Source organism: Campylobacter corcagiensis (assembly GCF_013201645.1).
Taxonomy (GTDB): Bacteria; Campylobacterota; Campylobacteria; order Campylobacterales; family Campylobacteraceae; genus Campylobacter_B; species Campylobacter_B corcagiensis.
In genome coordinates this window covers 686992-710908 of the sequence record NZ_CP053842.1, presented here as the reverse complement: position 1 = coordinate 710908, position 23917 = coordinate 686992, and the positions used below count along the sequence as shown (strand labels likewise).

The 23917-nt window shown below is 31.8% G+C and carries 26 protein-coding genes and 1 tRNA gene; 4 read left to right on the top strand and 23 right to left on the bottom strand.

Annotated features, from left to right (window positions below):
* Window positions 1-67: 67 nt before the first annotated feature.
* From CCORG_RS03795 to CCORG_RS03725, 15 genes are all read right to left on the bottom strand, one after another.
* Window positions 68-1315 (bottom strand): type II secretion system F family protein, encoded by a 1248-nt coding sequence (locus CCORG_RS03795; protein ID WP_025803577.1) that lies wholly within the window; start codon window positions 1313-1315, stop codon window positions 68-70.
* Window positions 1312-3069: a GspE/PulE family protein gene (locus tag CCORG_RS03790; RefSeq protein WP_025803578.1), complete on the bottom strand. Its 1758-nt coding sequence runs from the start codon at window positions 3067-3069 to the stop codon at window positions 1312-1314. The genes CCORG_RS03795 and CCORG_RS03790 overlap by 4 nt, the downstream gene beginning before the upstream one ends.
* 4 nt (window positions 3070-3073) lie before the next feature.
* Window positions 3074-3613, bottom strand: coding sequence for a hypothetical protein (locus CCORG_RS03785; protein WP_025803579.1), 540 nt, complete (start codon window positions 3611-3613; stop codon window positions 3074-3076).
* The gene (locus tag CCORG_RS03780) at window positions 3610-4485 is read right to left on the bottom strand and encodes a tetratricopeptide repeat protein (protein ID WP_025803580.1); all 876 of its coding nucleotides are present in this window, start codon (window positions 4483-4485) and stop codon (window positions 3610-3612) included. Before CCORG_RS03780 ends, CCORG_RS03785 begins: the two co-directional genes overlap by 4 nt.
* The gene (locus CCORG_RS03775; RefSeq protein ID WP_025803581.1) at window positions 4478-5299 is read right to left on the bottom strand and encodes an ATP-binding protein; all 822 of its coding nucleotides are present in this window, start codon (window positions 5297-5299) and stop codon (window positions 4478-4480) included. Before CCORG_RS03775 ends, CCORG_RS03780 begins: the two co-directional genes overlap by 8 nt.
* The gene (locus CCORG_RS09095) at window positions 5292-5894 is read right to left on the bottom strand and encodes a hypothetical protein (RefSeq protein WP_172658550.1); all 603 of its coding nucleotides are present in this window, start codon (window positions 5892-5894) and stop codon (window positions 5292-5294) included. Before CCORG_RS09095 ends, CCORG_RS03775 begins: the two co-directional genes overlap by 8 nt.
* Before the next feature lie 152 nt (window positions 5895-6046).
* Window positions 6047-6874 (bottom strand): hypothetical protein, encoded by an 828-nt coding sequence (locus tag CCORG_RS09090; RefSeq protein WP_172658549.1) that lies wholly within the window; start codon window positions 6872-6874, stop codon window positions 6047-6049.
* The gene (locus CCORG_RS03760; protein WP_025803583.1) at window positions 6855-7244 is read right to left on the bottom strand and encodes a hypothetical protein; all 390 of its coding nucleotides are present in this window, start codon (window positions 7242-7244) and stop codon (window positions 6855-6857) included. The genes CCORG_RS09090 and CCORG_RS03760 overlap by 20 nt, the downstream gene beginning before the upstream one ends.
* Entirely contained in the window at window positions 7241-7888 is a 648-nt protein-coding gene (locus CCORG_RS03755) for a hypothetical protein (RefSeq protein ID WP_025803584.1), read from the bottom strand. Before CCORG_RS03755 ends, CCORG_RS03760 begins: the two co-directional genes overlap by 4 nt.
* The gene (locus tag CCORG_RS03750) at window positions 7885-9423 is read right to left on the bottom strand and encodes a hypothetical protein (protein WP_025803585.1); all 1539 of its coding nucleotides are present in this window, start codon (window positions 9421-9423) and stop codon (window positions 7885-7887) included. The genes CCORG_RS03755 and CCORG_RS03750 overlap by 4 nt, the downstream gene beginning before the upstream one ends.
* A gap of 58 nt (window positions 9424-9481) precedes the next feature.
* Complete coding sequence (era, locus tag CCORG_RS03745) at window positions 9482-10360, bottom strand: GTPase Era (protein WP_025803586.1); 879 nt, start codon at window positions 10358-10360, stop codon at window positions 9482-9484.
* A complete protein-coding gene (gene hslU / locus CCORG_RS03740; RefSeq protein WP_025803587.1) occupies window positions 10357-11673 on the bottom strand; it encodes an ATP-dependent protease ATPase subunit HslU in 1317 nt (438 codons plus the stop codon). The genes era and hslU overlap by 4 nt, the downstream gene beginning before the upstream one ends.
* Before the next feature lies 1 nt (window position 11674).
* Window positions 11675-12220: an ATP-dependent protease subunit HslV gene (hslV, locus tag CCORG_RS03735; RefSeq protein WP_025803588.1), complete on the bottom strand. Its 546-nt coding sequence runs from the start codon at window positions 12218-12220 to the stop codon at window positions 11675-11677.
* Window positions 12220-12663, bottom strand: a complete 444-nt coding sequence (gene rplI, locus CCORG_RS03730) for a 50S ribosomal protein L9 (protein WP_025803589.1) — start codon at window positions 12661-12663, stop codon at window positions 12220-12222. The genes hslV and rplI overlap by 1 nt, the downstream gene beginning before the upstream one ends.
* A gap of 47 nt (window positions 12664-12710) precedes the next feature.
* Window positions 12711-13931 carry an argininosuccinate synthase gene (locus CCORG_RS03725; protein ID WP_025803590.1) on the bottom strand — a complete coding sequence of 407 codons (1221 nt, stop codon included), beginning with the start codon at window positions 13929-13931 and terminating at the stop codon, window positions 12711-12713.
* A gap of 109 nt (window positions 13932-14040) precedes the next feature.
* Between CCORG_RS03725 and lptB the strand changes: the two genes are divergently transcribed.
* Window positions 14041-14772: an LPS export ABC transporter ATP-binding protein gene (lptB, locus tag CCORG_RS03720; RefSeq protein ID WP_025803591.1), complete on the top strand. Its 732-nt coding sequence runs from the start codon at window positions 14041-14043 to the stop codon at window positions 14770-14772.
* Window positions 14773-14948: 176 nt separating this feature from the next.
* Here the strand turns inward: lptB and CCORG_RS03715 are convergent, their stop codons facing one another.
* Genes CCORG_RS03715 through CCORG_RS03685 form a run of 7 tightly spaced genes read right to left on the bottom strand, consistent with a single transcriptional unit; the run spans window position 14949 to window position 20534 of the window.
* Window positions 14949-15554 (bottom strand): DUF2179 domain-containing protein, encoded by a 606-nt coding sequence (locus tag CCORG_RS03715; RefSeq protein WP_025803592.1) that lies wholly within the window; start codon window positions 15552-15554, stop codon window positions 14949-14951.
* A 12-nt stretch (window positions 15555-15566) separates the two neighbouring features.
* Entirely contained in the window at window positions 15567-16046 is a 480-nt protein-coding gene (gene ybaK / locus CCORG_RS03710) for a Cys-tRNA(Pro) deacylase (RefSeq protein WP_034971681.1), read from the bottom strand.
* A complete protein-coding gene (locus CCORG_RS03705) occupies window positions 16012-16905 on the bottom strand; it encodes an ATP-grasp fold amidoligase family protein (RefSeq protein WP_025803594.1) in 894 nt (297 codons plus the stop codon). Before CCORG_RS03705 ends, ybaK begins: the two co-directional genes overlap by 35 nt.
* A gap of 2 nt (window positions 16906-16907) precedes the next feature.
* Window positions 16908-18176 carry an APC family permease gene (locus tag CCORG_RS03700; protein WP_025803595.1) on the bottom strand — a complete coding sequence of 423 codons (1269 nt, stop codon included), beginning with the start codon at window positions 18174-18176 and terminating at the stop codon, window positions 16908-16910.
* A gap of 2 nt (window positions 18177-18178) precedes the next feature.
* Window positions 18179-18907, bottom strand: coding sequence for an arginyltransferase (locus CCORG_RS03695; RefSeq protein WP_025803596.1), 729 nt, complete (start codon window positions 18905-18907; stop codon window positions 18179-18181).
* Complete coding sequence (locus CCORG_RS03690) at window positions 18904-19074, bottom strand: hypothetical protein (RefSeq protein ID WP_172658548.1); 171 nt, start codon at window positions 19072-19074, stop codon at window positions 18904-18906. Before CCORG_RS03690 ends, CCORG_RS03695 begins: the two co-directional genes overlap by 4 nt.
* Window positions 19071-20534: an acetyl-CoA carboxylase subunit A gene (locus CCORG_RS03685; protein ID WP_172658547.1), complete on the bottom strand. Its 1464-nt coding sequence runs from the start codon at window positions 20532-20534 to the stop codon at window positions 19071-19073. The genes CCORG_RS03690 and CCORG_RS03685 overlap by 4 nt, the downstream gene beginning before the upstream one ends.
* 140 nt (window positions 20535-20674) lie before the next feature.
* On the opposite strand from CCORG_RS03685, the gene CCORG_RS03680 reads away from it, so the two are divergent.
* The 3 genes from CCORG_RS03680 (at window position 20675) to CCORG_RS03670 (ending at window position 22054) form a co-directional block, all read left to right on the top strand.
* Window positions 20675-20751 (top strand) — tRNA-Arg (locus tag CCORG_RS03680).
* A gap of 95 nt (window positions 20752-20846) precedes the next feature.
* Window positions 20847-21578 carry a YaaA family protein gene (locus CCORG_RS03675; RefSeq protein ID WP_025803597.1) on the top strand — a complete coding sequence of 244 codons (732 nt, stop codon included), beginning with the start codon at window positions 20847-20849 and terminating at the stop codon, window positions 21576-21578.
* Window positions 21579-21757: 179 nt separating this feature from the next.
* On the top strand, window positions 21758-22054 hold the full coding sequence (locus CCORG_RS03670) for an HU family DNA-binding protein (RefSeq protein WP_025803598.1): 297 nt from the start codon (window positions 21758-21760) through the stop codon (window positions 22052-22054).
* Window positions 22055-22097: 43 nt separating this feature from the next.
* On the opposite strand, the gene CCORG_RS03665 is transcribed toward CCORG_RS03670, so the two are convergent.
* Window positions 22098-23846 (bottom strand): hypothetical protein, encoded by a 1749-nt coding sequence (locus tag CCORG_RS03665; RefSeq protein ID WP_025803599.1) that lies wholly within the window; start codon window positions 23844-23846, stop codon window positions 22098-22100.
* Between the last annotated feature and the right edge of the window lie 71 nt (window positions 23847-23917).

Sequence of the window (23917 nt, the reverse complement as noted above, 5' to 3'; positions counted from 1 at the left end):
GAAAGGTATTGTATCAAAAAAAGGTTTTAAAAGAGCTAAATTTGGGCATAAGTTGCCCAAATTTTAGTTAGCTTTTTACAGCACTTCCCAAATCCCACATTGGCATAAATATACCAAGTGCCAGAAGTAGAACCATACCAGCCATAAAGAAAAGTAAAATCGGTTCAACATAGCTTGAGATATTATCTATAATATCATCGAATTTCATCTTGTAATAATCAGCAACATTTCCAAGCATCTTATCTAAGCTACCACTTTGTTCACCTGCACTAATCATCTGTATAAGCATGCTTTCAAAAATTTCAGTATTTCTAAAAGCATCAGTTAGGCTCACACCTTGCTGAACAGCTATCTTAACAGTTCCTAGCTTTACTTTTAGAGTTTGGTTTTCAACCATTTTATTTGCAGTATCAAGTGCGTCTGCTATAGGAATACCAGCTTTTACTAACTCAGTAAATATAAGAGTAAATCTTGACATTGTTGAGAAGAATATAATCCTTCCTATAAGATATACTTTTAATATACCCCTATCCCAGCCTTTTTTAAACTCATCACTTGTCCTAAGCATATACCTTATACCAAAAATAGCAGCTATAATACCAGCTAGAACATATAGTCCATAATTACTCATAATGTTTTCAATTGCAAAAAGAAATCTAGTTGGAGCTGGTAAATTTGCACCAAGTTCATCAAAAATCTCTTTAAATTTAGGAACAACATAAATCATAAGTATAGTAAAAGCTGCAGCTAAAGCTACTAAAATCGTAATAGGATAACGCATAGCTTTTTTAAATTTTTGCTGGTTATCCCAAACTTCTTGAAGAAGCATCGCAAGTTTGGCAAGAGCTTCTGCTATATTACCAGTAGTCTCTCCAAGACTTACCATAGCAATAACCAAATCACCCAACTCTTGTTTAAATTTAGTAACTGACTCAGAAAGACTTAAGCCAGCATTTAAATCGTCATTAATAACAGAAAAAATCTCTTTTAATCTCTTATCTTCAGTTGAGTTTGCAACCTCTTTAATGCTATCATGAATTGAAATTCCAGCATTTGTCATAACAGCAAGCTGTCTAATAGAAGCGACCAAATTAGGAATTTTTATCTTTCCACTAAGGCCAAGAAGCCTTGTAACACTGCTTTTAAGCTCTTCGAGTTGTTGACCCATAGGAACTTCTTTGGTCTCTCCAACTTTCATTATTGTACCGCTATTTGATCTTTTCGCAATATTCTTAGCAGCAACACTATCACTTGCCTTGATAAACATTTTCTGCCGTTTACCATCTTTAACAAATTCAACTTCATAATTTTTCATTCTTTTGCCACCCTATAAATTTCTTCTACACTTGTTGCGCCTCTTGCCGCCCTCAATATACCATCATGAAACATATCTATAAAACCCTCATCATATGCAACCTTTTTCATCTCATCTTTTGAAGCACTATTTGCTATAAGAGTTTGAAGTTTTTCACTTATTGGCAAAACTTCACTTATCATCTCACGCCCTGCATATCCACTACCACCACATGCATCACATCCAACCGCCTTATAAAACTGATAATTCTCAGGAAGTTTATAATCCTTAAAATTATCCAACAGATGCTTTGGCAGAGTTGTTGGTTCTTTACACTTAGGACAAAGTTTTCTAACAAGCCTTTGAGCCTCTATTGCCATAACTGATCCACTTATAAGATAGCTTTCTATTCCCATATCTGCCATTCTTGGTATAGAACTAATAGCATCATTTGTATGAAGAGTTGAAAAAACCAGGTGTCCTGTTAAGGCTGATTGAATAGCAATTCTTAGTGTTTCTTGGTCACGAATCTCACCTATCATTATAACATCTGGGTCTTGACGAAGGATAGATCTTAATGCAGCAGCAAACGTAAGACCAGCTTTTTCATTAACATGAACTTGTTGGATAAGATTTAGCTGATACTCAACTGGGTCTTCAACTGTAATAATCTTAGTTGCAACATCTTTCATATCGTTAAGTGCTGCATATAAGGTAGTTGTTTTACCACTTCCTGTTGGACCAGTAACTAAGATAATTCCATAAGGAGAGTGCATTGCAGCATTAAATTTCTTAAGATTATCAGGGTGCATTCCAAGCTTATCAAGACTTATGAGAATTTTAGATTTATCCAAAATTCTCATAACTATACTTTCGCCATTTACTATAGGAAGAGTTGAAATACGAAAATCATACTCCTTATCACTGATTTTCATAGAAAACCTACCATCTTGTGGTTTTCTTCTCTCAGATATATCCATATTTGATAAAAGTTTTAGTCTTGAAACAAGTGGTGGATATATATCCCTATCAAAAATGAAAATTTCATTTAACATTCCATCAATTCTAGTTCTAACTACACAGTTTGTCTCAGTTGGTTCTATATGAATATCACTTCCTCTTGATACAATTGATTGTTTGATAATAGTTTCAATAAGTTGCAAAATTCCTGAACTTGTAGATCCATCTGTTCCACCTTGATCGTTAGTGCTAGATAACTCTTTTCTGATATCTGCAACAATGCCTTTAATGCTCTCACTTAAGGCAACTTTTCCTAAATATTTTTCAATGTGTAAGGGATCTGCTAAAACAACCTTAAGAAGTTTTCTATTAAATAGTGCTTGAATTCTATCTTGAGCATTTATATCAAATGGCTCCATTAAAGCAACATAGATATTTAAATCATCTTCTTTTATAGGTAAAGCACCAAATTTTTTAAGCTGCGCAAGAGATGTCCTTTCAGCAATTCTATAATCTATATCAACATCATTTAGATTCATATATACCATACCAAATTTTCTTGCAAAATTTGAAAGAAATGTATCTTTATCTATAAAAAACTTTTCAGAAACTTCATCAAGCGTAATTTTATTAGCCCTGTAAAGATCAGCTAAAACGTTAGATAGCTCATCTTCAGTCAGATAGTTATCGCCTATCAAAACCTCACCTAAAGTAAGCCCAATATCCATCTTTTCGACTATCTCATCTTCAATTCCAGCTGGAATTCTTTCAGCCTTTACAAGCAAGTCTACTATTTTTTTCTCTATCTCTTCCATTTTTTCACCAATACTTTTTAATAGATACTATCTTTGAATCCCTGTAAATGGCAATAACCATCTGCTTAATACCATTAACTTCTTCAATAAAAAGATCACATTTTTCGTTTTCGCCTAGAATCATTTTATAGATATCACCACTTTTTACATAATCCTTAGCTACAAATTTATCAAACACAGTTGATAAAATATAGTTTACTTTAGGAGTTACAATATAACTTATATCAACACCATCGACTAGTGCTAAATAGAGCATTTTTTTCTGAAAAAGAATAGTTGAATAAAGAGCTGAGTTTTCTCTTCCATCTTTGGTGCTATAAAGCATTACCATAGGAATTATCAGTTCATTTATCTTATCCATCTTAAGACAAGCATTTGCATATATGTTTGCAATGCTAATATTTTGATTTTTAATAAACAGTTCCCTTACATTATCGCTACAAATTCTATTATATTGCCCAATATCATTCCAGTTTTTAATATCATACTCATCAATTGACCAAAGATATGAAAATATCAAAATAAAAGTAGCTAAAAATCTCATAAAGTTCCTGCTTTTATCTGATTTATAACTGCTTGAACTTCAGGGTTTTGCCTTTTGGCATTAAAACTTTCAAGAGCTATAAGAGCATCTTGTTTATTGCCTTTTTTATAGTTAGCTTTAGCAAACAGTATCCAACTTTGAGCACTATTTTTATCAACTTCATTTGAAATAAGTGCCCATTTTATTGCTTCATCATAGTTCTTTTTACTATAAGCATTCTCACTTATACTAAGAGAGTACATAATATTTCCAGTAGAGTAAAATTTACTCTCTAAACTGCTTTTATCAGTTTTAAGATTAGATGTTTGAATTTTAATCTTTCCTCTATTGTCGCTACTAGATCTAGCAGGAGTTTTATTTTCTATGTTTGATGCTACTTTAGGAGATGTTGGTGGTTTACCAAAATCAATAATTTCATCCTTTGGTATGGCAGTAAAAGATTGTCTATCATCAACTATCCCAGAAGTTGTTGAGTCATATGAGTTATTGATAGAAAATCCACCAGAATCAACACTAACATCAACTCCTATCTCATTAAACTTTAAGCCACCTCTATTTGGTAAGTTAACTACTGGGGCTATTTCTTCATTATTATCAATATTATTATTACCAAGAACTTCCAAATTATCAGAAACTTTTGCAATCTCTTCTTTTTTTATAATTGTTGTGGAAGTTATATTTTTTTCAAGATTTGATAAATCAGTACTATTATTAGTTCTAAAAAACAGCCAACATATAGCACCTACAGCTACAGATGTCAAAAGTAAAAAAACAACCTTGTCAAATTTAAAAACCAAAGGAAACTTCTTACTTCCTTCTTTATATTGTTTCCATTTTTGTTCAAGTTCTACAACTTCAAAATGTTCAAGCATCTATAAGTCCTGCACTAATTGCTGCCATCTCTATAAGCTTTTGGTTTAGAGTTGCACCAATTTCTGTTGGTTTATTCTCTTCATAATATTCACAAAGCTCATAAATTTTAAAAAGCAGTTTATTTAAATTCCTTAAATTACCATCTGTAAGATGATAAATGATATTAAAATTTTCATCATTATACATATAATAATACTGATGAAAATTATGAAACATAAGTTTTTTTTCAATATATAATTTTAGCTCATTAAGAGTAGAATTTGGAAGTTCAATACTCGACCAAATTCTCGTCTTAAAGTAGTCTTTTGCCAATGTATCCTCTTCATCTGTTTTATGAACTGTAAAGAGAATTTTAAAAAGTCTTGTGTCAGCCAAAAAACGAATTTTTTCTATTAAATTAGGTGGATATAACTGAGCCTCATCGAGAAGTATAACTACCTGTTTTGGACTACCACTATCTTTTTTATCAACAAGATAATCCCTATATAGTCTTATAAAGCTCTCATAACCATCAACATCTCCATATTGTCCAAAGATTTGAAAATACATTTCTGAAAAAAACTCTTTTTCATCAAAAAAAGGTTGTGGAAAAAATACAACATCTAGTTTTTTTTCCAAATCCTCTTTAATCTTACACAGCAAAAAAGTTTTACCAGTACCAGGCTTACCATAAAAAAGTATAAGTTTAAGTGGTTTTTGCAGTGCACTTAAAATTTTATGATAAGCCAAAGTTGATTTATCGAGATTAACAAAATCTTTGACATCGTCAGTCTCGATAAATATATCTTTTATAGCAGTATAATTATTACTCATATGTATATAAAGATTTAGAAAAGCCAAGCTCTTTTAAAGAGTCACCAATAGGTCTTGAAGTATCGTTAACCAACCTTGGAGTTATAATAAAGACAAGTTCTGTTACTCTTAAAACATCACTAGTACTTTTAAACAAATTTCCTACCAATGGTATAGAACTAAGAACTGGCACACTTGTACCATCTTTTCCTTTTTTCTGCTCAATCAAACCACCAAGTATTACAGTATCTCCACTATTTGCAGTGACAACAGTTGAAATCTTCTTCTCTATTGTATCAGGAGCTTTTTTTCTATTATCAGACGCTTCTTTGGTATCATCGCCTGGATATTTAAAATCACTTAAAGATGGATTTATTCTAAGCATAATCTTGCCATCATCAGCAATCGTAGGAGTTATATTTAAAAGAACACCAATAAATGATGAATACTGCTCATTATCCTCTGTTGATACACTATCAGATGTAACACTATTTGAAGATAGGATATAATTGATAACATTACCAACAGTTATAATAGCTGGTTGATTATTAAGAGTCATAACTTTTGGGCTAGAAACAGTTTTTGTTTTTCCACTCATTTCTAAAAAGTTTATCATACCAGCTATATTAAAGTTAAGACCTGCACCTATAACAAAGCCATCGCCTGGTGTTGTACTAAAAGAGTTTTTTAGAGAATTTATTCCTTTTCTATTTAACCAAGAGTTGTTTGGGTCATTCCAAGGAATAACTCTACCACTCTCATCATATCTTACATTATAAATTTTTTATTCTCATCAGTACCCATTACTGATAAATGATTTTTACTATAATCAAGATATGTATCAAATCCAAGTTTAAACTGAGACCAATCAATACCCTTGCTATAGCTATTTGACATATCAACTGCTATAATAGATACATCAAGTATAACTTGTTGTTTAAGCCTACTTTGCATACCATCTATATAATTTTGAACTCTATTTAATTGAGATTTAGTTGCAGTTACAGTTACAAGCCCAGCATTTTCATTTATAATTGGTGCTACAGCTACATAGTTTTCTGTACCATTATTCATAATGAGAGTTATCTCATCACTCAATGTCTCCCAAAAACTAAACTTCTCACTTGCTCTAATGGCATTATCCTCCATTGTCTCGTTATTTCTTTCATCGTCAAACTCATATGGACTAGAATCAGTTGAAGCTTTTAGGTTTGCAGTTCCCTCTCTAACAGCCTTAATATAGTCAAGTCTAAAAGTTTTAGTTTGAAGTGCTGATACCTGAAGGACATTATTTATGTACTTATATTCCATATTATTTTGACTTATAAGAACATTAAATACCTCCCTTAAAGACATATCTTTTATACTAACACCTACTATTTCTTTATTAAGCTCACCAGCTGCAACAGCATCTTTTGCAACTATACTAAATTTACAAGTATCTGAAAGTTGAATTAAGATATCATTAATTGTAACCGAATCTGTAACAGATATATTAAATGCTCTTCTGTCACATACAGAAGCACACAGCGAACTAGCACTGAGGCTCAACACTAGTGCTAAGGTAAGTTTTTTACTAATATTTGATAATAACATTTTTATTTCCTTTGTTTAGTTTTAATTCTAGTTTACCACTCTCATTTTCCAACAAAACACCATCGCCACTAAGAGATAAAATTTTAAAAGAACCAATATTATCACCAAGTGTATACCACTCATTGTTAATTCTAACTCTATCACCTATAATAGCTGTCAAATCTTTACCAATAAGTTCATCAGGTGAAACATCTTTAACAACCTCATCTTTTGCAGGAGAAAATGGGTTATGTAAAGATATAATCTGCTGGTCACTCAAACCCACTCTTTTTTGACTAAGCATATTAAATCTCTCGTCATACCTAGATGTATCTGGCTGTGCAAACATAGATCCAACTAAAGATATAAATAATAAAATGCCTCTTTTCATCTATACTTCATCCCCCATACTGAAATTTTAATATTACTACCTATGCTTTTACCATCTTTTGTTGTAGCATTCATCTCAAGACCATTTACATCCACAACCATTTTTGATTCCTCTATAGAGTTAATATATTTTAGCATACTATGGAAGTTCCCCTCACCAACAATAGATATATTTAGCATAGGTTGAACCTTTTGTAAAACAACATCTTTAACTACATCACTTGTTATCTTATAAATTTTAACATCATGTTCTTTAGCAAATGTGGTAAGCGAATCAAGAAAATCAGCCCAATTTTGCTCATTATAAGTAAGTACAGAAATTTCTTTAAGTTTTGAGTCAATATAGTCATTCTCAGCTATTGCATCATCTAGCTTTCTTTGCTCATTTGCAAGATCGTTTTGAAAAGTTGCAATTGTTGAATCATTTTTTGTTCTAAGATAATTATTTGCTTCATTTAAATTTTTAACAGCAGTATTAAGCCTTGTTTCGTTTTCATTAAAATAACTCTCAGCATATGGAAAAACCCCAAGATAAACTATAAGAGCAACAAATAATGCCGCACCAATTTTTACTACTTGAGCACCACTTGCACCTCTTTCAATAAGGTAGGCATCAAGTTTATCTAATATTCCTTGCTTTCTCATCTAACAACCTCCACATTAACACTAACATTACTCTCATATGCAACTGTAGCATTATTTTCATCTAAAATAATCGATTTAGTATCGACTGAATAACCATCGGTATTGCTTATATTTTTAAGGAGTTCTGTCATTTTTTTCTCTGTTTCTGTCCTTACGGAGAAAGTCATATTTTCATCATTTGACTCAATCCTAGTAAGCATACCTTCATTAGAATTGACCATGCCTGATATATCATAAACAGCTTTACTTCTTAAAGGATAGTTTACTTTTTTATCAAACATTGCATCAAGAGTCTCTACTCTTTTAGTAAGAATTCCATTTTGTTCTTCGAATTTCTTAACAGTATCATCAATTTGTTGTTGAAGATCTGCTAAAGTATTTCTAACTCTATTTCTTTCTGCATCTTTTATGGCAAACTCTTTTTCTGTTTTTTCTGCTACTTTTTGATTATAAAATCCATATCCATACTGGTAAATCGGATAAGCCATAGCAGCAATAAAGGCAAGCGCACAAATTCCAAGAAGTTTTCCACTCTCCCTCTGGTTAAGAGCAGGTGGACGACCATATGGTGTATAGTTATATGAATCATCCTTATTTAAGATATACTCTTGAGCCATAAGCATCATAAGAACATCAAGCTGTGTTAAATCAAAATCTTTCTGATTTATAGCAATAGAAAAATCAAAAGCCTTGTAGTTTAAACCGAGTCTATCTTGTATGAAAACCTCTATACCTGGTATATCTCCTATATCAGTACCAAAATACATATTATCGATCTTAATATTGTTAATTTTAGATATGCTATTAGTTATATCACCTATATAAAATATCATGTCATCAAAAATTTGTATCATAAAATCTCTAGAAACTGGATCGTTAGAAATATTTGCACCATTTCTAGATAAATCATCATAAAACTCTTGTTCTGGAACTCTATTGCCTGTAAGTTCAGTGTATTTATCATGTATAAATTTTAGATTATACCTAAGAGATCTTGAGTCAAAATACTCTCCATTTTGATAAATTGTTAAAAATGCATCATCTTTTTGCAAATAAACAAAACAATCAACCCCAGATGGTACAACAATATTTCTCTTATATAAAGCACTCATCAAAAAAGGAGCTTTTGCAACATAATCAATATATCTAGTGTGATTAGCTATTGGCTCTAAGTCCCCACTAAGTAGGGTGTTATTAATAGCAAAAACATTGTAATATCTACTATCATTACTATTTGCTGGCACTTCTAAGTACGTTATTTTATAATCATCACCTGGATCAAGTGATAAATCCTCATAAGTTTTTATCGTTATAGCGTCTGCTATTTCATTATCTGGTGTTGCCCTATTTATTTCAACATTTGTCGTAACTATGTCTCTATATGGAATATAGGTAATAAAAAACTCTTTTCTTCCACCCCTTTTGGACATTTCATAATTGTTGATGATATTATCGTCAAGAACAAAGGTATTTTCGGTTGCCCTATTTATAGCAACTATAGGAATGCCACCCTTCTTTTTTGATCTCTTAGCCATATCCCCTCACTTAAAGTAAATTTTAAATACTATAGTTTAAATAAATTTTAAAAAAAAGTCAATATATAAAATGCTCTTTTACACTGTTTTCGTCTAAATTCCATCCTTTTTTAACTATTACTTCCAGTTTGACAAAAATTTTAACCTTAGTAAATTCTGAAATGAGTTTTTTTGATCTAATTCCTATGCGTTTTATCGTCTCTCCGCCTTTACCGATCAAGATTTTTTTATGGTGGTTATTATCAGTAATAATTTTGGCATAAATTTTAACAATATCATCTCTTTCTTCAACTCTTTCTACAATCACATCAGTGCAGTAAGGAATTTCACTACTTACCGAGTCAAATACCCCTTCAAGTATCAAATCCCTATATATATCTTTTGTATTTGTAGTGCTAATAAGTTCTTTATCATAGTAGTGTGGATGAAGTGGTAAATTTTTTGAAATTTCATCAAGGAGTGCTTTTTTACATATATTTTTTTTGATAGAAACTGGCACAAGAGAGATAAATTCTTTACTAAATTTAGAGTATTCCATAAGTTTATTTGCTAGTTTTTTATCATCAACTTCATCAATTTTAGTTAAAACTAAAATATGACCAACAGAGCGTTTTAAATTTAGAAATTTTTCATAATTTTGTGTAGAATCATGAACGCTAGCTAAAAATAGCACTAAATCTGCATCTCCCATGCTTTTTAGTGCCACATCAATCATAAGCTTATTCATCACTTTAGAGCTTTCATGTAGGCCTGGGGTATCTATAAAGATGATTTGATCATCGCCATTCATCACAATAGCGTTAATTTTACGGCGAGTGGCGTTTTGCTTATGAGAGACCATAGAGAGTTTTTCGCCTAATAAAAAATTTATTAGGCTACTTTTGCCAGCATTTGTTCTACCAATTAGCGAAACAAAACCACTTCTTGAGGATTTCAAAGAATATACCTTGCCAAATCAACATCTTTTGAAATTTCGCCAACTTTTTGTTTTACATAATCAGCGTCTATTTTCACAGTTTGACCACTATAACTATCTGCTTCATAGCTAATATCTTCCATTACTTTTTCAAGCACGGTATGAAGTCTTCTAGCTCCTATGTCTTCGATATTTTCGTTAGTATTAGCAGCTATTTTAGAGATCTCTTTTATACCATCTTGGCTAAATTCTAAGTTAACATTTTCAGTTTTTAAAAGTGCGGTGTACTGCTTAAGAAGTGAGTTTTTAGGCTTTGTAAGGATTTCAAAAAGTGCATTTTCATCTAAACTATCAAGTTCCACTCTAAGTGGGAAACGCCCTTGTAATTCAGGTATTAAATCACTTGGCTTACTCATATGAAACGCCCCAGCAGCGATAAAAAGGATATGATCAGTATCAAGTGTGCCATATTTTGTTGCAACGCTACTTCCTTCAACTATTGGAAGCAGGTCTCTTTGAACACCTTCTTTGCTAGGATCACCCTGCCTTGCTCCATTTCCAACAGCCACCTTATCAATCTCATCTATAAAAATAATTCCCTCATCTCTTGCTCTTCTCATAGCTTCAGTTTTTATAGCTTCCATATCCAAAATTTTCTCACTAGCCTCGCTTCTAAGGACAGTTTTAGCATCTTTTACTTTTAAATTCTTTTTGACCTTTTTATTAGCAACACCGATAATTTTTACAAAACTTTCTTGCATATTTTGCATCTCTGGTGGTAAATTTGGATTAGTATCAAGCATGTTTTGATTGACTTCTATGTCAATATTTAGATCATCTAAAGCCCCACTTTTAAGCCTTTGTCTCATTTTTTCAAAGCTTTTTTCATAATCACTTAGCTTTTCATCACTAGCACCTTTTGGAAGTGGCGGAAGGAGTTTTTCAAGAATGATTTTCTCAACTTCAAAGTCTATTTTTTCACTACTTTTTTCTATCTCTTCATTTTTTACCAAATTTAAGGCCGCTACAGCTAAATCTCTAACCATACTCTCAACATCACGCCCCACAAAGCCAACTTCAGTGTATTTACTAGCTTCAACCTTCACAAAAGGAAGACCAAAAAGCTTTGAAAGTCGTCTAGCTATCTCAGTTTTACCAACGCCAGTTGAACCTATCATAAGGATATTTTTAGGAATTACCTCATCTTTTATATCATCATCAAGTTTCATTCGGCGATACCTGTTACGAAGTGCTACAGCGATGACTTTTTTAGCCTCACTTTGCCCTATAACATACTCATCTAGTTTAGCAACAATCTGTCTTGGTGTTAGCATTTTACTCCTTGTCCCAAATAGCGTAAGTTTTAATGTTTAAATTTGTATATATACAAATTTCACCTGCGATTTTAAGGCTTTCTTTAACCAAATTCTCTTCATTTAAATCACTAAATTTCTCTAAAGCTCTAGCAGCAGATAAAGCGTAGTTTCCACCGCTTCCAATGGCTACAATCTTACCATCATCAGGCTCAACCACATCACCTAAACCACTAAGCAAAAAGATGTGATCTCTATCTAAAACTATCATCATAGCTTCAAGTTTTCTTAAATATTTATCTTTTCTCCACTCTTTACTAAACTCAATAATAGCTTTTAAAAGATCACCTTTTGCGCCGTCAAGTGCGTTTTCAAACATATCAAAAAGATTAAAAGCATCTGCTGTACTTCCAGCAAATCCTGCTAAAACTTTGCCATCTTTACCAATTTTACGAATTTTAGTAGCTGTACCTTTTAAGATAGTGTTTCCAGCAGTTACTTGCCCATCACCACCTATTACCGAGCCATTTTTACCCCTATATGCAAGTATAGTAGTTGCGTGAAACATTACTCAGCCACCACTTCTATCTCAAATTTAGCTGAAATTTGGTGTTTAAATTTAGCCTCTACATCAAAAATTCCCACATTTTTTATACTATCTAGTTCTAAAATTTTCTTATCAAGTTCGATACCATTTTGCTCTTTTAGAGCATTAGCTACATCATCTTTTGTTACAGATCCAAAAAGTGTGCCATTTTCACCTACTGGCTTTTTAATAACCGGGCGAATTTTTTCTAGTTTTTTTGCTAAATCTCTAAATTCTTCCTTTTGGGCCTCAAGCTGAGCAGCTTCTTTTTTAAGCTGAGCATTGTGCTGTCTTATAACCGCATCAGTTGCTACTTTCGCAAAACCTTTACCAACTAAAAAGTTATGCCCATAGCCATCTTTTACATCTTTTATCTCTCCAGCTTTTCCTAAACCTTTTACATCTTTTATTAATAAAACTCTCATTTTTTTCCTTTTTATACTAAATTTTACTTAAAATAATACATATTATTCTACATACTTCTACCATTTTTACCAGCTATTATAAATCTTAATGCATTTAACTTGATAAATCCAGCCGCATCTTTTTGGTCATAAACCAAATCCTCTTCAAATGTGCTAAATTCCGCATTAAATAAACTATCAGTCTCACTTTTTCTACCTAGAACTATGACATTTCCTTTGTAAAGTTCTAATCTAACTTTACCATTTACATGCTTTTGACTCTCATCAATTAGTGCTTGAAGCATGAGTCTTTCAGGGCTAAACCAGTAGCCATTATATATAAAGGTAGCATATTTTGGCATTATCTCATCTTTAAGATGAGCTGCTTCTCTATCAAGAGTAAGACTTTCCATAGCCCTATGAGCTTTTAACATTATAGTTCCACCTGGAGTTTCATAGCAACCTCTACTTTTCATTCCAACATAGCGATTTTCAACCAAATCAAGTCTTCCAATACCGTGCTTTGCACCAAGATTGTTTAGAGCATCAAGCATTTCATGTGGTTTTAAAGCTTTGCCATTTAGAGAAATTGGATCGCCATTTTTATACTCAATCTCGATAATTTCACTCTCATTAGGTGCATCTTTTGGATCTGTTGTCCATCTCCACATATCACTTTCTGGTGCAACGGCTGGATCTTCTAAAACAAGCCCTTCATAAGAGATATGAAGCAAATTTGCATCCATTGAGTATGGAGATTTACCCTTTTTTTGCTGAATTTCGATGTTGTGTTTACCAGCATAAGCTAAAAGCTTCTCACGACTATTTAAATCCCACTCTCTCCAAGGAGCAATAACTTTTATGTCAGGATTTAAAGCGTATGCACCAAGTTCAAATCTTACTTGATCATTGCCTTTGCCAGTTGCACCATGACTTATTGCATCAGCTTTAGTTTTCTTAGCGATATCAACCAAATACTTAGCAATTAGCGGTCTAGCTATAGAAGTTCCTAATAAGTACTCGCCTTCATATACTGTATTTGCTCTAAACATAGGAAAAACATAATCTCTTACAAATTCCTCTCTTAAGTCAAGAGTAAAGATATTTTCTTCTTTTATGCCTAATTTTAGGGCTTTTTCTTTTACTGGTTTTAAGTCTTCATTTTGCCCGATATCAGCGGTAAATGTTACAACTTCACAACCATAAGTATCGCCTAACCACTTAAGAATAATACTTGTATCTAATCCACCCGAATAAGCTAAAACTACTTTTTTAACATCTTTCTTCATCTCTTTAACCTTTTTAATCTGAAATAACCTGGTATTTTATCTAAAATATAGTTAAAAGTTATTAAAATTTAGGTAAAATGTAGCTCTAATATGAATTTTAAGGTGTTAAATGTCAGAAAAACATAAACTTGAAGCTATAGATCTAAAGAAAATAATTAAAAAAACTAATATAATAAAAGGTTTTTCGCTTAAAGTAGAAAGTGGTGAGATAGTTGGGTTACTTGGTCCAAATGGTGCTGGAAAAACAACTACATTTTATATGATATGTGGTCTTATACCTCCAAGCAGTGGTGCTGTTGTGCTTGACTCAAAAGATATCACTAAAACTCCACTTCATAAAAGAGCTAGACAAGGCATTGGGTATTTACCTCAAGAAAGTAGCGTTTTTAAGGATTTAACAGTCGAAGAAAATTTACTTTTAGCCGCAGAGGTAGCACACAAGAGCAAAAAAGAAGCAAGAGCTAAAGTTGAAGAGATGCTTGAGCTTTTAAATATAGAACCGATTAAAAACCGTCTTGGAGTAAGTTTAAGTGGGGGCGAAAGAAGAAGGTGTGAGATAGCAAGAAGTCTTGTTATAACGCCTAAATTTTTGCTACTTGATGAACCATTTGCTGGAGTTGATCCAATAGCTGTAGCTGATATACAAGGTATAATTAAAAGCTTAAAAGAGCTAAATATAGGCATTTTAATAACTGATCACAATGTTCGTGAAACTTTAGCAATTTGCGATAGAGCTTATGTTATAAAAGATGGAGAACTCCTTACAAGTGGAACTGCAGCCAAAGTAGCAAATGATGAAAATGTTAGAAAACACTACCTTGGAGAGGACTTTAAATTCTAAAAATATTTAGTAAAGGACAAATTTATAGTTTAAATTTAAGGTATAAAAATTACAATTTAAATCTGTAATAAATTTATCATATAAAATCTTTAAACTTAGCATTTAAAAATTATACAAATTTAGACTTATTAAATTTTATACTTTTTGGATTAAATTTAAAAACAGACAAACTAAATTTAAATTTTTTCTAAAATTCTTTCATCTTTTATACTATCTTTGCTTTCTAGATTATAAACAACAGGTACATTTGCCATCTTTTGATTTACATATCTTATATCGCTAAATGTATAAACAGCCCAAGGATTGTTTTCCTTAATGATAGGAATTATTGCTGATATCTCTTTTCGTTTGATGATAGTTACCATTAAACTTACCGCACCATCATTTCCTATAGCATCTGCTTCAGTTACCCAGTATCCGCTATCTCTAAGGATTTTTATAAGTTTTTTAGCATCAGTTTTTGTGATGATAGTAACCATTACATGCCCTAAAGCGATGCGGTTTTCTATAACGATACCAAAAAAATTTCCAAGAGCAAAACCAAGCGCATAAGCTATGTAGTTTTGCCAATGATCTAAGTGCTGCATGACTTGCGTGATAGCCACTAGCCATATAAGAATTTCTACAAACCCCAAAACAGGAGCTATAAAACGCTCACCTTTTGATACAAAAATAATCCTTATTGTACTAAGAGTAACATCGCAAACTCTAGCTAAACATATAAGTAGTGGTATACCAAAATTTATATATAACCAGTGATCACTTAAAGCAAATAGATCCAAAGCGTATCCTTTCTAGGAAATTTTACAAACTTTAGCATTTGTAGCTAAGATCAGATCTTTTACACAGATCATAAGCTGCTTGCCTCTAAGCCCAGCACTTACTAAAACGCTATTTAAATTTAAAATATCAGAGTCTATAAAGGTAGGAAAAGCTTTTTTCATTCCTATTGGCGAACAGCCACCTCGTATATATCCTGTGATTTTTTCTAAATTTTTAAGATTTATTAGTTCAACTCTTTTAACACCAGCTTCTTTTGCTAAAAGCTTTAAGTTAAGTGTTTTATCTCCTGAAACTAAAGCCACAAGATACTCAAAATCATCACTTTGACAAACTATAGTTTTATAAATGCTAGAGATATCTTGACCTGTTTTATTAGCCACACTAACTGCTCCTAAATTTTCTAAGTCTACTTCATACTCTTTTAGCTCATAGCTAATTTTTAGAGTATCTAAAATCCTAGCAGCGTTGGTTTTGGACACTTTTTTTGACATCCCAATAACTCCCCCACTCATAGTCAAATTCTCGTGGTAAAATTTTAGCAAAGCCACCATTTGGCGTAAATGTAAGCTCACCAAAGTAAATTTCATCGCCTAAGTTATAAAGATCAACCCTTACATAGTCAAACTCATTTGAAAGCTCACTTGAGACCTTTAAAATTTGTTCTAAATTTTTAGGTTTTTTCATAGGATTATTTGAAGGTTCATTTCTATAAATCACATCTAATCTATTCCAATCTAGATCAAATATATCATTTGTTGTATGCTCTGGATTTGCTATTTGGATAAATTTTGGCTCGCCATAAAAGCAGTGAATTTTAATGTCATTTGGAATATTTCCACTCTCATCAGTCATTAGTTTTTCAGCTATTATTTTGGGTGGAATTTTTGAGTAGTGACTTTCCCTGGAAAACTCACCAAAATCCATACTCATAGCAAAATCCATCTGTTTTTTCAAAGCTTTCATATCAATTTCATCACCCTTTTTAATGATAGCTACAACTGAGCTTGCGTGATTTGTTTTAAGAATAACATCACAATCAAATTTGCTAAAATCAATCTCATCAAAACTATCATAAACTCCAAGTAGTGGTATGAGTTTACAAATTTGCGTGTGGTTTTTAACATAATCTCTAACTCTATATTTATCAGCACATAGTGAAAAAAGCGGATTTTTTTGATAAATTTTACGGTAGTTTATCTTCTCGCTTAAACATTTTGGATCATCCCAATTAATCTCTTCATGGTGGATAAATTTATATATTATCTCAAATAACTTTTTATCATCTTTTATGATTAAATTTAAAATCTCAGTGGCAAAAAAGTAGCTAAATTTGCTAACCCTATCAAACATATCTAACCTTTTATAAATTTATACAATGATACAGACATAACAAAAACAATAAGTATCATCCACGAAGCTTTACTTAAAAATGCTGGTGAAAATGGCAAAATAAGAAGCAATATAAAGCTACAACTTATCAAAAATGATATAAAAAACAAAATCTTAAAACCTAAATTTGAGCAAATTTTAAATGATAAAAAAGTTATATAAGCATAGCATATAGTTATGCCAACACTTGCTGTTGATACGATATCAACAAGATAAGCCCTACCTAAAAAAGGAGCTAAAGCACAAAGTAAGACAATAAATCCTATCAAATTTGCTCGACTTGTGTGCTTTATAATCCCGATTCTACCTGAGTTTTCTAGTACCTTTACAGTAGTAAGCATAAAGCCATTTATGCCTGAAATTATTGAACATAGCATTGAAATAGCAAGGATCAAAAACCCAAATTCGCCAAGTTTTGTCTTTATACCTTCGCCCATCGCCCAACTACTTGATAAAACTCTATCTAAACTAAAGTCAAAATTTATAGCCGTAATAAAATTTACAACTATATAAAAAAATGCGCCTGAGACTATAGATATAAAAATAATAATATTTCTAGGATTTTTAATAGATGTAGAAATTTGTGGAGTTGTTTCAAACCCTACAAAAGCCCATGGCATAACAGCTATAATAGCAAGATAACTAAAATTTAAAGGCTCAAATTCCATCATCCTAGGCTCTACTAAGCCATTAAATTTAGCACCACCAAGCGACCAAATAAACAGCACCAAAATAGAAATAACCATACCCAAAGCGATAAAAAGCTGAGTTTTTGCACTGATTTCTTTTTTATTTACATAAGCAAATATAGCTAATGTTAAAAGTGCTACTAAAACCTCACTAAAAACTATATCCCAGCCACCAAGTGTATAAAGCTTCCCAAAAGAGATAAAATCTGGCAAAGTATATCTAATCAAAAGCGGTATAGCAGTTAAATTTAAAGCGATGATTGATATATATCCAAGAGTTGTAAAAAGAGTGTAAAATTTAGCGTGATTAATGCCAAGATATCTTAGCACCCAAGTCACACCATCACCACCATCACGCTTCATCATATACATATAGCTAAATGATATAAAAAGTATCATAACAAAACCAACTATGATAGCAAAAGAGCTATTACTAAGCCCGCCATTTTTTAAAAACAGATCTCCTGGCATAACAAAAGCACCCCAGCCAATAATGGCACCAAAACTAATTGATATGGCTTGTAAAAAACTTATGCTTTTCAAATTTATGCCTTAAAATTTACCCAAACAGGACTTTTGTCTAAGTCCACATACTCAACTAAACTCTCTTGAGGTAGAAAATCTTTTTTATACTCTAAGCTTTGACAACCTTTAACATAATAGCCTAAATATATCCACCTAAGCCCCATTTCTTTTGCAAAACCAATCTCTTTAAGAAGTGAGAATTTACCCAAACTTAAGTGCGAATAATCAGGGTCATAGTAGCAATAAATCGAGCTTATTCCATCATCAATAATATCTACTAAATCAACACAAACTAGTTTTTCATCCACATAGTATGAAATTTCTTTGCCAAAACTCTCATATCCTGCTATGTAAAGATCATAGTATTTTATAAGATCTATATCGTAGTATTTCCACTCTCTTTTAATGTTCATATATTTATGATATTTTCTAAAAAGCTCAACATGACTATCATCTGCTAAAGGGCGTGAGATATAAATTTTGGTATTAGAATTTTTACGAATTACTCTTCTTTGGCTTTTACTTAACTTAAAATTAAAAGCATCAATCCTTACACTTATACACTCACCACAACCTTCACAAATAGGCTTTTGGAAATACCTTCCAAATCGCCTAAATCCTCGCTTTACAAGACTATTATTAATCTCTGGCAAACACCCTTTTATATAAATATACTCCGTTCTACTGTTTCTATCTCCTAAATATGGACACTTTGTATCAAGAGTACAAAAGGGTATAACGCTGTTCATATCTTTTTTATACAAGCATCTTTTGCGTACTTTAAAAACTCATCTTGAAGCCGTTTTTCTCTTTGTTTTATACTCTCTTCAATTTTAGTCTTTTCTTGTTCTAATTTAGTTTGCTCTTTAGTTAACTCTTTTTTTATAGCTTTTAGGTCGTTAAAAAAGTCATTCATCTTTTGTTCTCACTTTCAAACATCCTAACCGCTTCAGCTATTACTATATGAAGGTCGTCTTCTTTTTTAAATTTATTAGCTTTATTTTTGTATTTTTCCATCTCTTTTACAAGACTAGCCATATTTTTATCAGTATAAGATGTATCAAAAAATCCTCTTCTAAACTCTCTTCCTTTTACAACAGCCAAAAGTAGCGGTATAGTTGTGGTGATTCCTTCAATGCTAAACTCTTCTAAAGCTCTTTCTAGCTTATTTACAGCTAAATCGTAGCTAGTTCCAGTTACTATTAACTTTGCAAGAAGTGAGTCATAAAATGGCGGCACATTGTAGTCTTTATAAAGGTGACTATCTACTCTAACTGATGGCCCAAGAGCTGGATAGTATCCTACAACTTTGCCCAGAGCTGGCAAGAAATTCTTAGATGCATCTTCAGCTGTAATACGAGCTTCAATAGCAAATCCATTTGCTTTAATATCGCTTTGTTCAAGATCTAAAATTTCACCCGAAGCAGCCCTTATTTGACGAACTATCAGATCAACTCCTGTAATCTCTTCTGTTACTCCGTGTTCAACTTGGATACGAGTATTCATTTCCATAAAGTAAAAATTATTATAATCATCTAGCAAAAACTCAACCGTTCCAACATTGCTATATCCAACAGCTTTAGCAGCGGCTACAGCTGTAACTCCCATAGTTTTACGCAAATTTTCACTAACTGTTGGACTTGGTGCGATTTCTATGATTTTTTGATGGCGACGCTGAATAGAACAATCACGCTCCATTAAGTGTATAACATTTCCGTAATTATCAGCTAAAATTTGAAACTCAATATGCCTAGGATTTATGACAAGTTTTTCCATAAATACCTCTTCATTATTAAAAAACGCCTTTGCTTCTCTTTTGCAATCTTCTAATAGCCTTTCTAAATCCTCTTCTTTATGAACTTCACGAATTCCACGACCGCCACCGCCACCACTTGCTTTAAGGATAACTGGATAGCCGATTTGTTTAGCATATCTTTTGATAGTATCAATATTTTCATGATTTATCGCTTCAGTTCCTGGAACAACTGGAATTCCATTTTTACGCATTAGATATCTAGCTATGTTTTTGTTGCCCATTTTTCGTATGACATCGGCTTTTGGACCGATAAAAATAAGCCCTGCATCTTCTACAAGCTTAGCAAATTCGTAGTTTTCACTTAAAAATCCATATCCAGGATGGATTGCATCTGCTCCGCATTGTTTGGCTATTTCTACTATTTTAGCACCGTCTAAATAGCCATTCATAGGGTGTTCACCTATCTCATAAGCTTCAGTTGCTATTCTTACATGAAGGCTTTCTCTGTCTGGTTTTGTATATACTGCAACACTTTCAATATGCAAATCCCTACATGCTCTTACAACTCTTACAGCTATCTCGCCACGATTTGCTATGAGAATTTTTCGTATCAAGTTCATTTTGCGACCTTTTTGAATCAATATAAAATGATAATGGTATTATAAATTTGATTAAAAAAAGTATAAATTTCTAAATTTGATATATTTTTGCTAAATTTAAGCTTGCTTTGAGTATAATTCTAGCCTTACTTTTGCTTAATGCGTCCTTAGCTCAGCTGGATAGAGCACTTGATTGCGGTTCAAGAGGTCAGAGGTTCGAATCTTCTAGGGCGTACCACTATTTTTTTAAAACTCCCTTATAATGGCGTTTTATATTGCTTTAAAAATCAATTGTAGTGCTAAATAAAAACATTATGAAAATAAGGAAATATTATGAAGATACTATTCTCTCCAAGTGAAACCAAAAGAAGTGATGTTGGAGATACTAAATTTAGCGTAGAAAATCTCATATTTGGCCTAAATTTAAGAGAGGAATTTTTATCTAAATATGATGATTTCATTAAATCCTCAAGTATTGATGAGCTATCAAAATTTTTTGGCATTAAAAACTTAAGCGATGCTCAAAGATTTAAATTCTCTTATAAATCTAAAACCGGACTAAAAGCAATAAAACGCTACACTGGAGTAGCATATGATGCCTTAAAGTACCAAAATTTAGACCAAATGGCTAAAAATTATATAGATGAAAATGTGCTTATTTTTTCAAATTTATATGGAGTATTAAGAGCTAAAGATATAATACCCGAGTATAAATTTAAGCAAGGTGCATCTTTTTTGGGCTTAAAACCTGAAATTTACTATGGTAGAAATTTAGGTAAATTTTTAGATGAGTACCTTAAAGAAGATGAAATTTTAGATTTAAGAGCCTCTTTTTATGAGAAATTTTATAGTATCAAAAAGCCATTTATAACGCTTAAATTTATAAAAGATGAAAAAATAGTAAGCCACTGGGCAAAATTTTACCGTGGAGCTGTTTTAAAAGAGATAGCAAAAGCAAATATAAAATCCTTAGATGAATTTCAGGATTTAAAGGTTGAAAACTTATCAATTAAAGAGATAAAAAAACAGTCAAATAAAACAGAGATAACATACAAAATAAGATAACATTAACAATTTCATACAGTATATAAGAAAATTTTAAGATAAATATCCATATTTTTTGAAAAAATTTCTAAATTTTAAACGATTTTAGATAGAAATAGCTAATTTTAGGGGTAAAACCATTGTTTTTTTACCAAAAGTATTGTAAAATAACCCTGCAAATCTCATTAAAAGGATACTTTATGAAAAAAGCTGAATTTATAGCTGCAGTTGCTGAAAAAGCTGGTTTAACTAAAAAAGATACAGAAAGTGTTGTTGATGCAGCCCTAGAAGTTACAAAAGAGTGCCTAGTAAATGGTGACTCAATTAGCTTTATAGGTTTTGGTTCTTTTGATGTTGCTACAAGAGCTGCTAGAGAGGGTAAAGTTCCAGGAACTGATAAAACTTACAAATCTCCAGCTACAAATGTAGTTAAATTTAAAGTTGGTAAACAACTTAAAGATGCAGTTGCTGCTTCAAAAAAGATTAAAAAGAAATAATTTTAAGCCTAGTTTTTAACTAGGCTTTTTAAATTTATATCACTTAATACTCATATAAAAACGCTTTTATTCCTGTACTTTCGCCTTGTTCTACTTCTTTGTGGACATTTTTTGATGGTTTTATATTTACATCTCTACCAAAGATATAGCTTTGTTCATCAACTACAGCTTTATATGCTTTGTTGAGTTTTATAGCTCTTTTTGCACTTGGCATTAAAAGATAGCTAATGTCATTTTTTAAAATTTCCATAGCATCAGCTTTTAATTTCCAACTTCTATCCATTTTTAAACCTGGAGTTTTTTGATTTAAAGCATACTCTTTTTCTATCATCTCATGGTTGTTTTTCCAACCCTCTACAAAGAATTTTTCAACTATTTCGGTATTTGATCTAAACTCATCTCCAGCGTTATTTAAAGCTAAATATTTAGCATATTCACCCTCGCCATCTTCTAAAACCATATCTTTTATGCCAGAAAAATCTTTTTGGCTCCAGTGAAACCAACCATTTTGAAACTCATCATCTCCAAATTTACGCTGAAAAACAAAAGTTGAATCAGCCGTTGCCCCTATATTTGAGTGACAACCCATGCAAAATAGAGTTTCTTCATAGTTTTGTGGTCTAAGTTCGCCATCTTTATCCTCTATAAAAGCTTGAAAAAACCAACCCCTATCATTATTTAGCCCAACTTCTACATTTCCGATATACTGATCTATTCTATCAGGAAAATCACTTTTTTCTTTTACGACAGCTGCACCAGTGTCTGATAAATCCCCATAGCTTTGCCAATAGCTTTTTACACCATATCTAAGCTCTTTCATTCTTTTTGCCATGCCTGTTTTATCGCCATTTACATCTATATATCTAACAGAGTGTAAAAACTCAGTTCCTACAGGATAAAGCCCAGGAGCAATATTTACTTCATTTTCTATAAGCAAATTTTTTGCAAGCCCAACATAACTCATACTAAAATTTGAAAGCTTTTCGTTCATTAAATCATAATCAGGCTTATTCCATTTAAAAACTATCTCATTTGCGATATCAAATTTGCCATTTTGATTTAAGTCAACGCCATATTTACTCTCATCTATATCAAAAGTTTTTACACTTTCTTGCTTTATCAAACTCTCAACTATAAGCAAATTTATCTTATAAATTTCAAGGTCAAATTTAGCATTTTCATCTTGAGTAAAAATTTCAGGCAAACGAATCAAAACATCATCAGTATTTCCATTAGTTGGCCAAAAAGTCCCTAAAAATGGATAATACCCAAAAGCTCTCCAGCCTGTATATCCGCCATCTTTTGTTCTATCAAAACCCTCATTATCAAAGCTATATTCACAATCTGGTATATATCCATCCCAAATTCCATTTTTGTTATAATCCCAACTTTTATCTAAATTTTTTAACTTTTTAGCTAAAATAATCTCGCCATTTTCATCTTTATAGTTATCAGTTTTAACATATTTTAAAATTTCATCATCGCTAATTTTAGCAATATCTTCACTTCTATCTACAAATAAATTTGTAAAAGGATTTTTAGTAGCAGGAAGTGGAAAGTCATAACTTTCTTGAACATCATAATCCTCATAAGTAAAATTTGGCTCTTTATTTAGACTATGGCAAGTAAAACAAGGATTTGAGATGATTTTTGGATTATCTTCATCGATAGTTTTTGTATAACACTGCGATGAAACATAAGAGTTATCTGAGTTGATAATCTCTTTACTTATTATGTCAACCGCAAAAGAATTGATAAAAAGCAAATTTAATAAAATCAAACTTTTTTTCATAAAATCTCCTTTTAAATAACAAAAGCCTACTCAAATAAGTAGGCTATAAGAGTATAAATTTTTGTGTAAAA

Coding starts and splice junctions, on each gene's coding strand:
- CCORG_RS03795 (WP_025803577.1), bottom strand. CDS start 1,315: ATGAAAAATTATGAAGTTGAATTTGTTAAAGATGGTAAACGGCAGAAA.
- CCORG_RS03790 (WP_025803578.1), bottom strand. CDS start 3,069: ATGGAAGAGATAGAGAAAAAAATAGTAGACTTGCTTGTAAAGGCTGAA.
- CCORG_RS03785 (WP_025803579.1), bottom strand. CDS start 3,613: ATGAGATTTTTAGCTACTTTTATTTTGATATTTTCATATCTTTGGTCA.
- CCORG_RS03780 (WP_025803580.1), bottom strand. CDS start 4,485: ATGCTTGAACATTTTGAAGTTGTAGAACTTGAACAAAAATGGAAACAA.
- CCORG_RS03775 (WP_025803581.1), bottom strand. CDS start 5,299: ATGAGTAATAATTATACTGCTATAAAAGATATATTTATCGAGACTGAC.
- CCORG_RS09095 (WP_172658550.1), bottom strand. CDS start 5,894: ATGATAAACTTTTTAGAAATGAGTGGAAAAACAAAAACTGTTTCTAGC.
- CCORG_RS09090 (WP_172658549.1), bottom strand. CDS start 6,874: ATGTTATTATCAAATATTAGTAAAAAACTTACCTTAGCACTAGTGTTG.
- CCORG_RS03760 (WP_025803583.1), bottom strand. CDS start 7,244: ATGAAAAGAGGCATTTTATTATTTATATCTTTAGTTGGATCTATGTTT.
- CCORG_RS03755 (WP_025803584.1), bottom strand. CDS start 7,888: ATGAGAAAGCAAGGAATATTAGATAAACTTGATGCCTACCTTATTGAA.
- CCORG_RS03750 (WP_025803585.1), bottom strand. CDS start 9,423: ATGGCTAAGAGATCAAAAAAGAAGGGTGGCATTCCTATAGTTGCTATA.
- hslU (WP_025803587.1), bottom strand. CDS start 11,673: ATGCTAACACCAAGACAGATTGTTGCTAAACTAGATGAGTATGTTATA.
- hslV (WP_025803588.1), bottom strand. CDS start 12,220: ATGTTTCACGCAACTACTATACTTGCATATAGGGGTAAAAATGGCTCG.
- rplI (WP_025803589.1), bottom strand. CDS start 12,663: ATGAGAGTTTTATTAATAAAAGATGTAAAAGGTTTAGGAAAAGCTGGA.
- CCORG_RS03725 (WP_025803590.1), bottom strand. CDS start 13,931: ATGAAGAAAGATGTTAAAAAAGTAGTTTTAGCTTATTCGGGTGGATTA.
- lptB (WP_025803591.1), top strand. CDS start 14,041: ATGTCAGAAAAACATAAACTTGAAGCTATAGATCTAAAGAAAATAATT.
- ybaK (WP_034971681.1), bottom strand. CDS start 16,046: ATGTCAAAAAAAGTGTCCAAAACCAACGCTGCTAGGATTTTAGATACT.
- CCORG_RS03705 (WP_025803594.1), bottom strand. CDS start 16,905: ATGTTTGATAGGGTTAGCAAATTTAGCTACTTTTTTGCCACTGAGATT.
- CCORG_RS03695 (WP_025803596.1), bottom strand. CDS start 18,907: ATGAACAGCGTTATACCCTTTTGTACTCTTGATACAAAGTGTCCATAT.
- CCORG_RS03690 (WP_172658548.1), bottom strand. CDS start 19,074: ATGAATGACTTTTTTAACGACCTAAAAGCTATAAAAAAAGAGTTAACT.
- CCORG_RS03685 (WP_172658547.1), bottom strand. CDS start 20,534: ATGAACTTGATACGAAAAATTCTCATAGCAAATCGTGGCGAGATAGCT.
- CCORG_RS03675 (WP_025803597.1), top strand. CDS start 20,847: ATGAAGATACTATTCTCTCCAAGTGAAACCAAAAGAAGTGATGTTGGA.
- CCORG_RS03670 (WP_025803598.1), top strand. CDS start 21,758: ATGAAAAAAGCTGAATTTATAGCTGCAGTTGCTGAAAAAGCTGGTTTA.
- CCORG_RS03665 (WP_025803599.1), bottom strand. CDS start 23,846: ATGAAAAAAAGTTTGATTTTATTAAATTTGCTTTTTATCAATTCTTTT.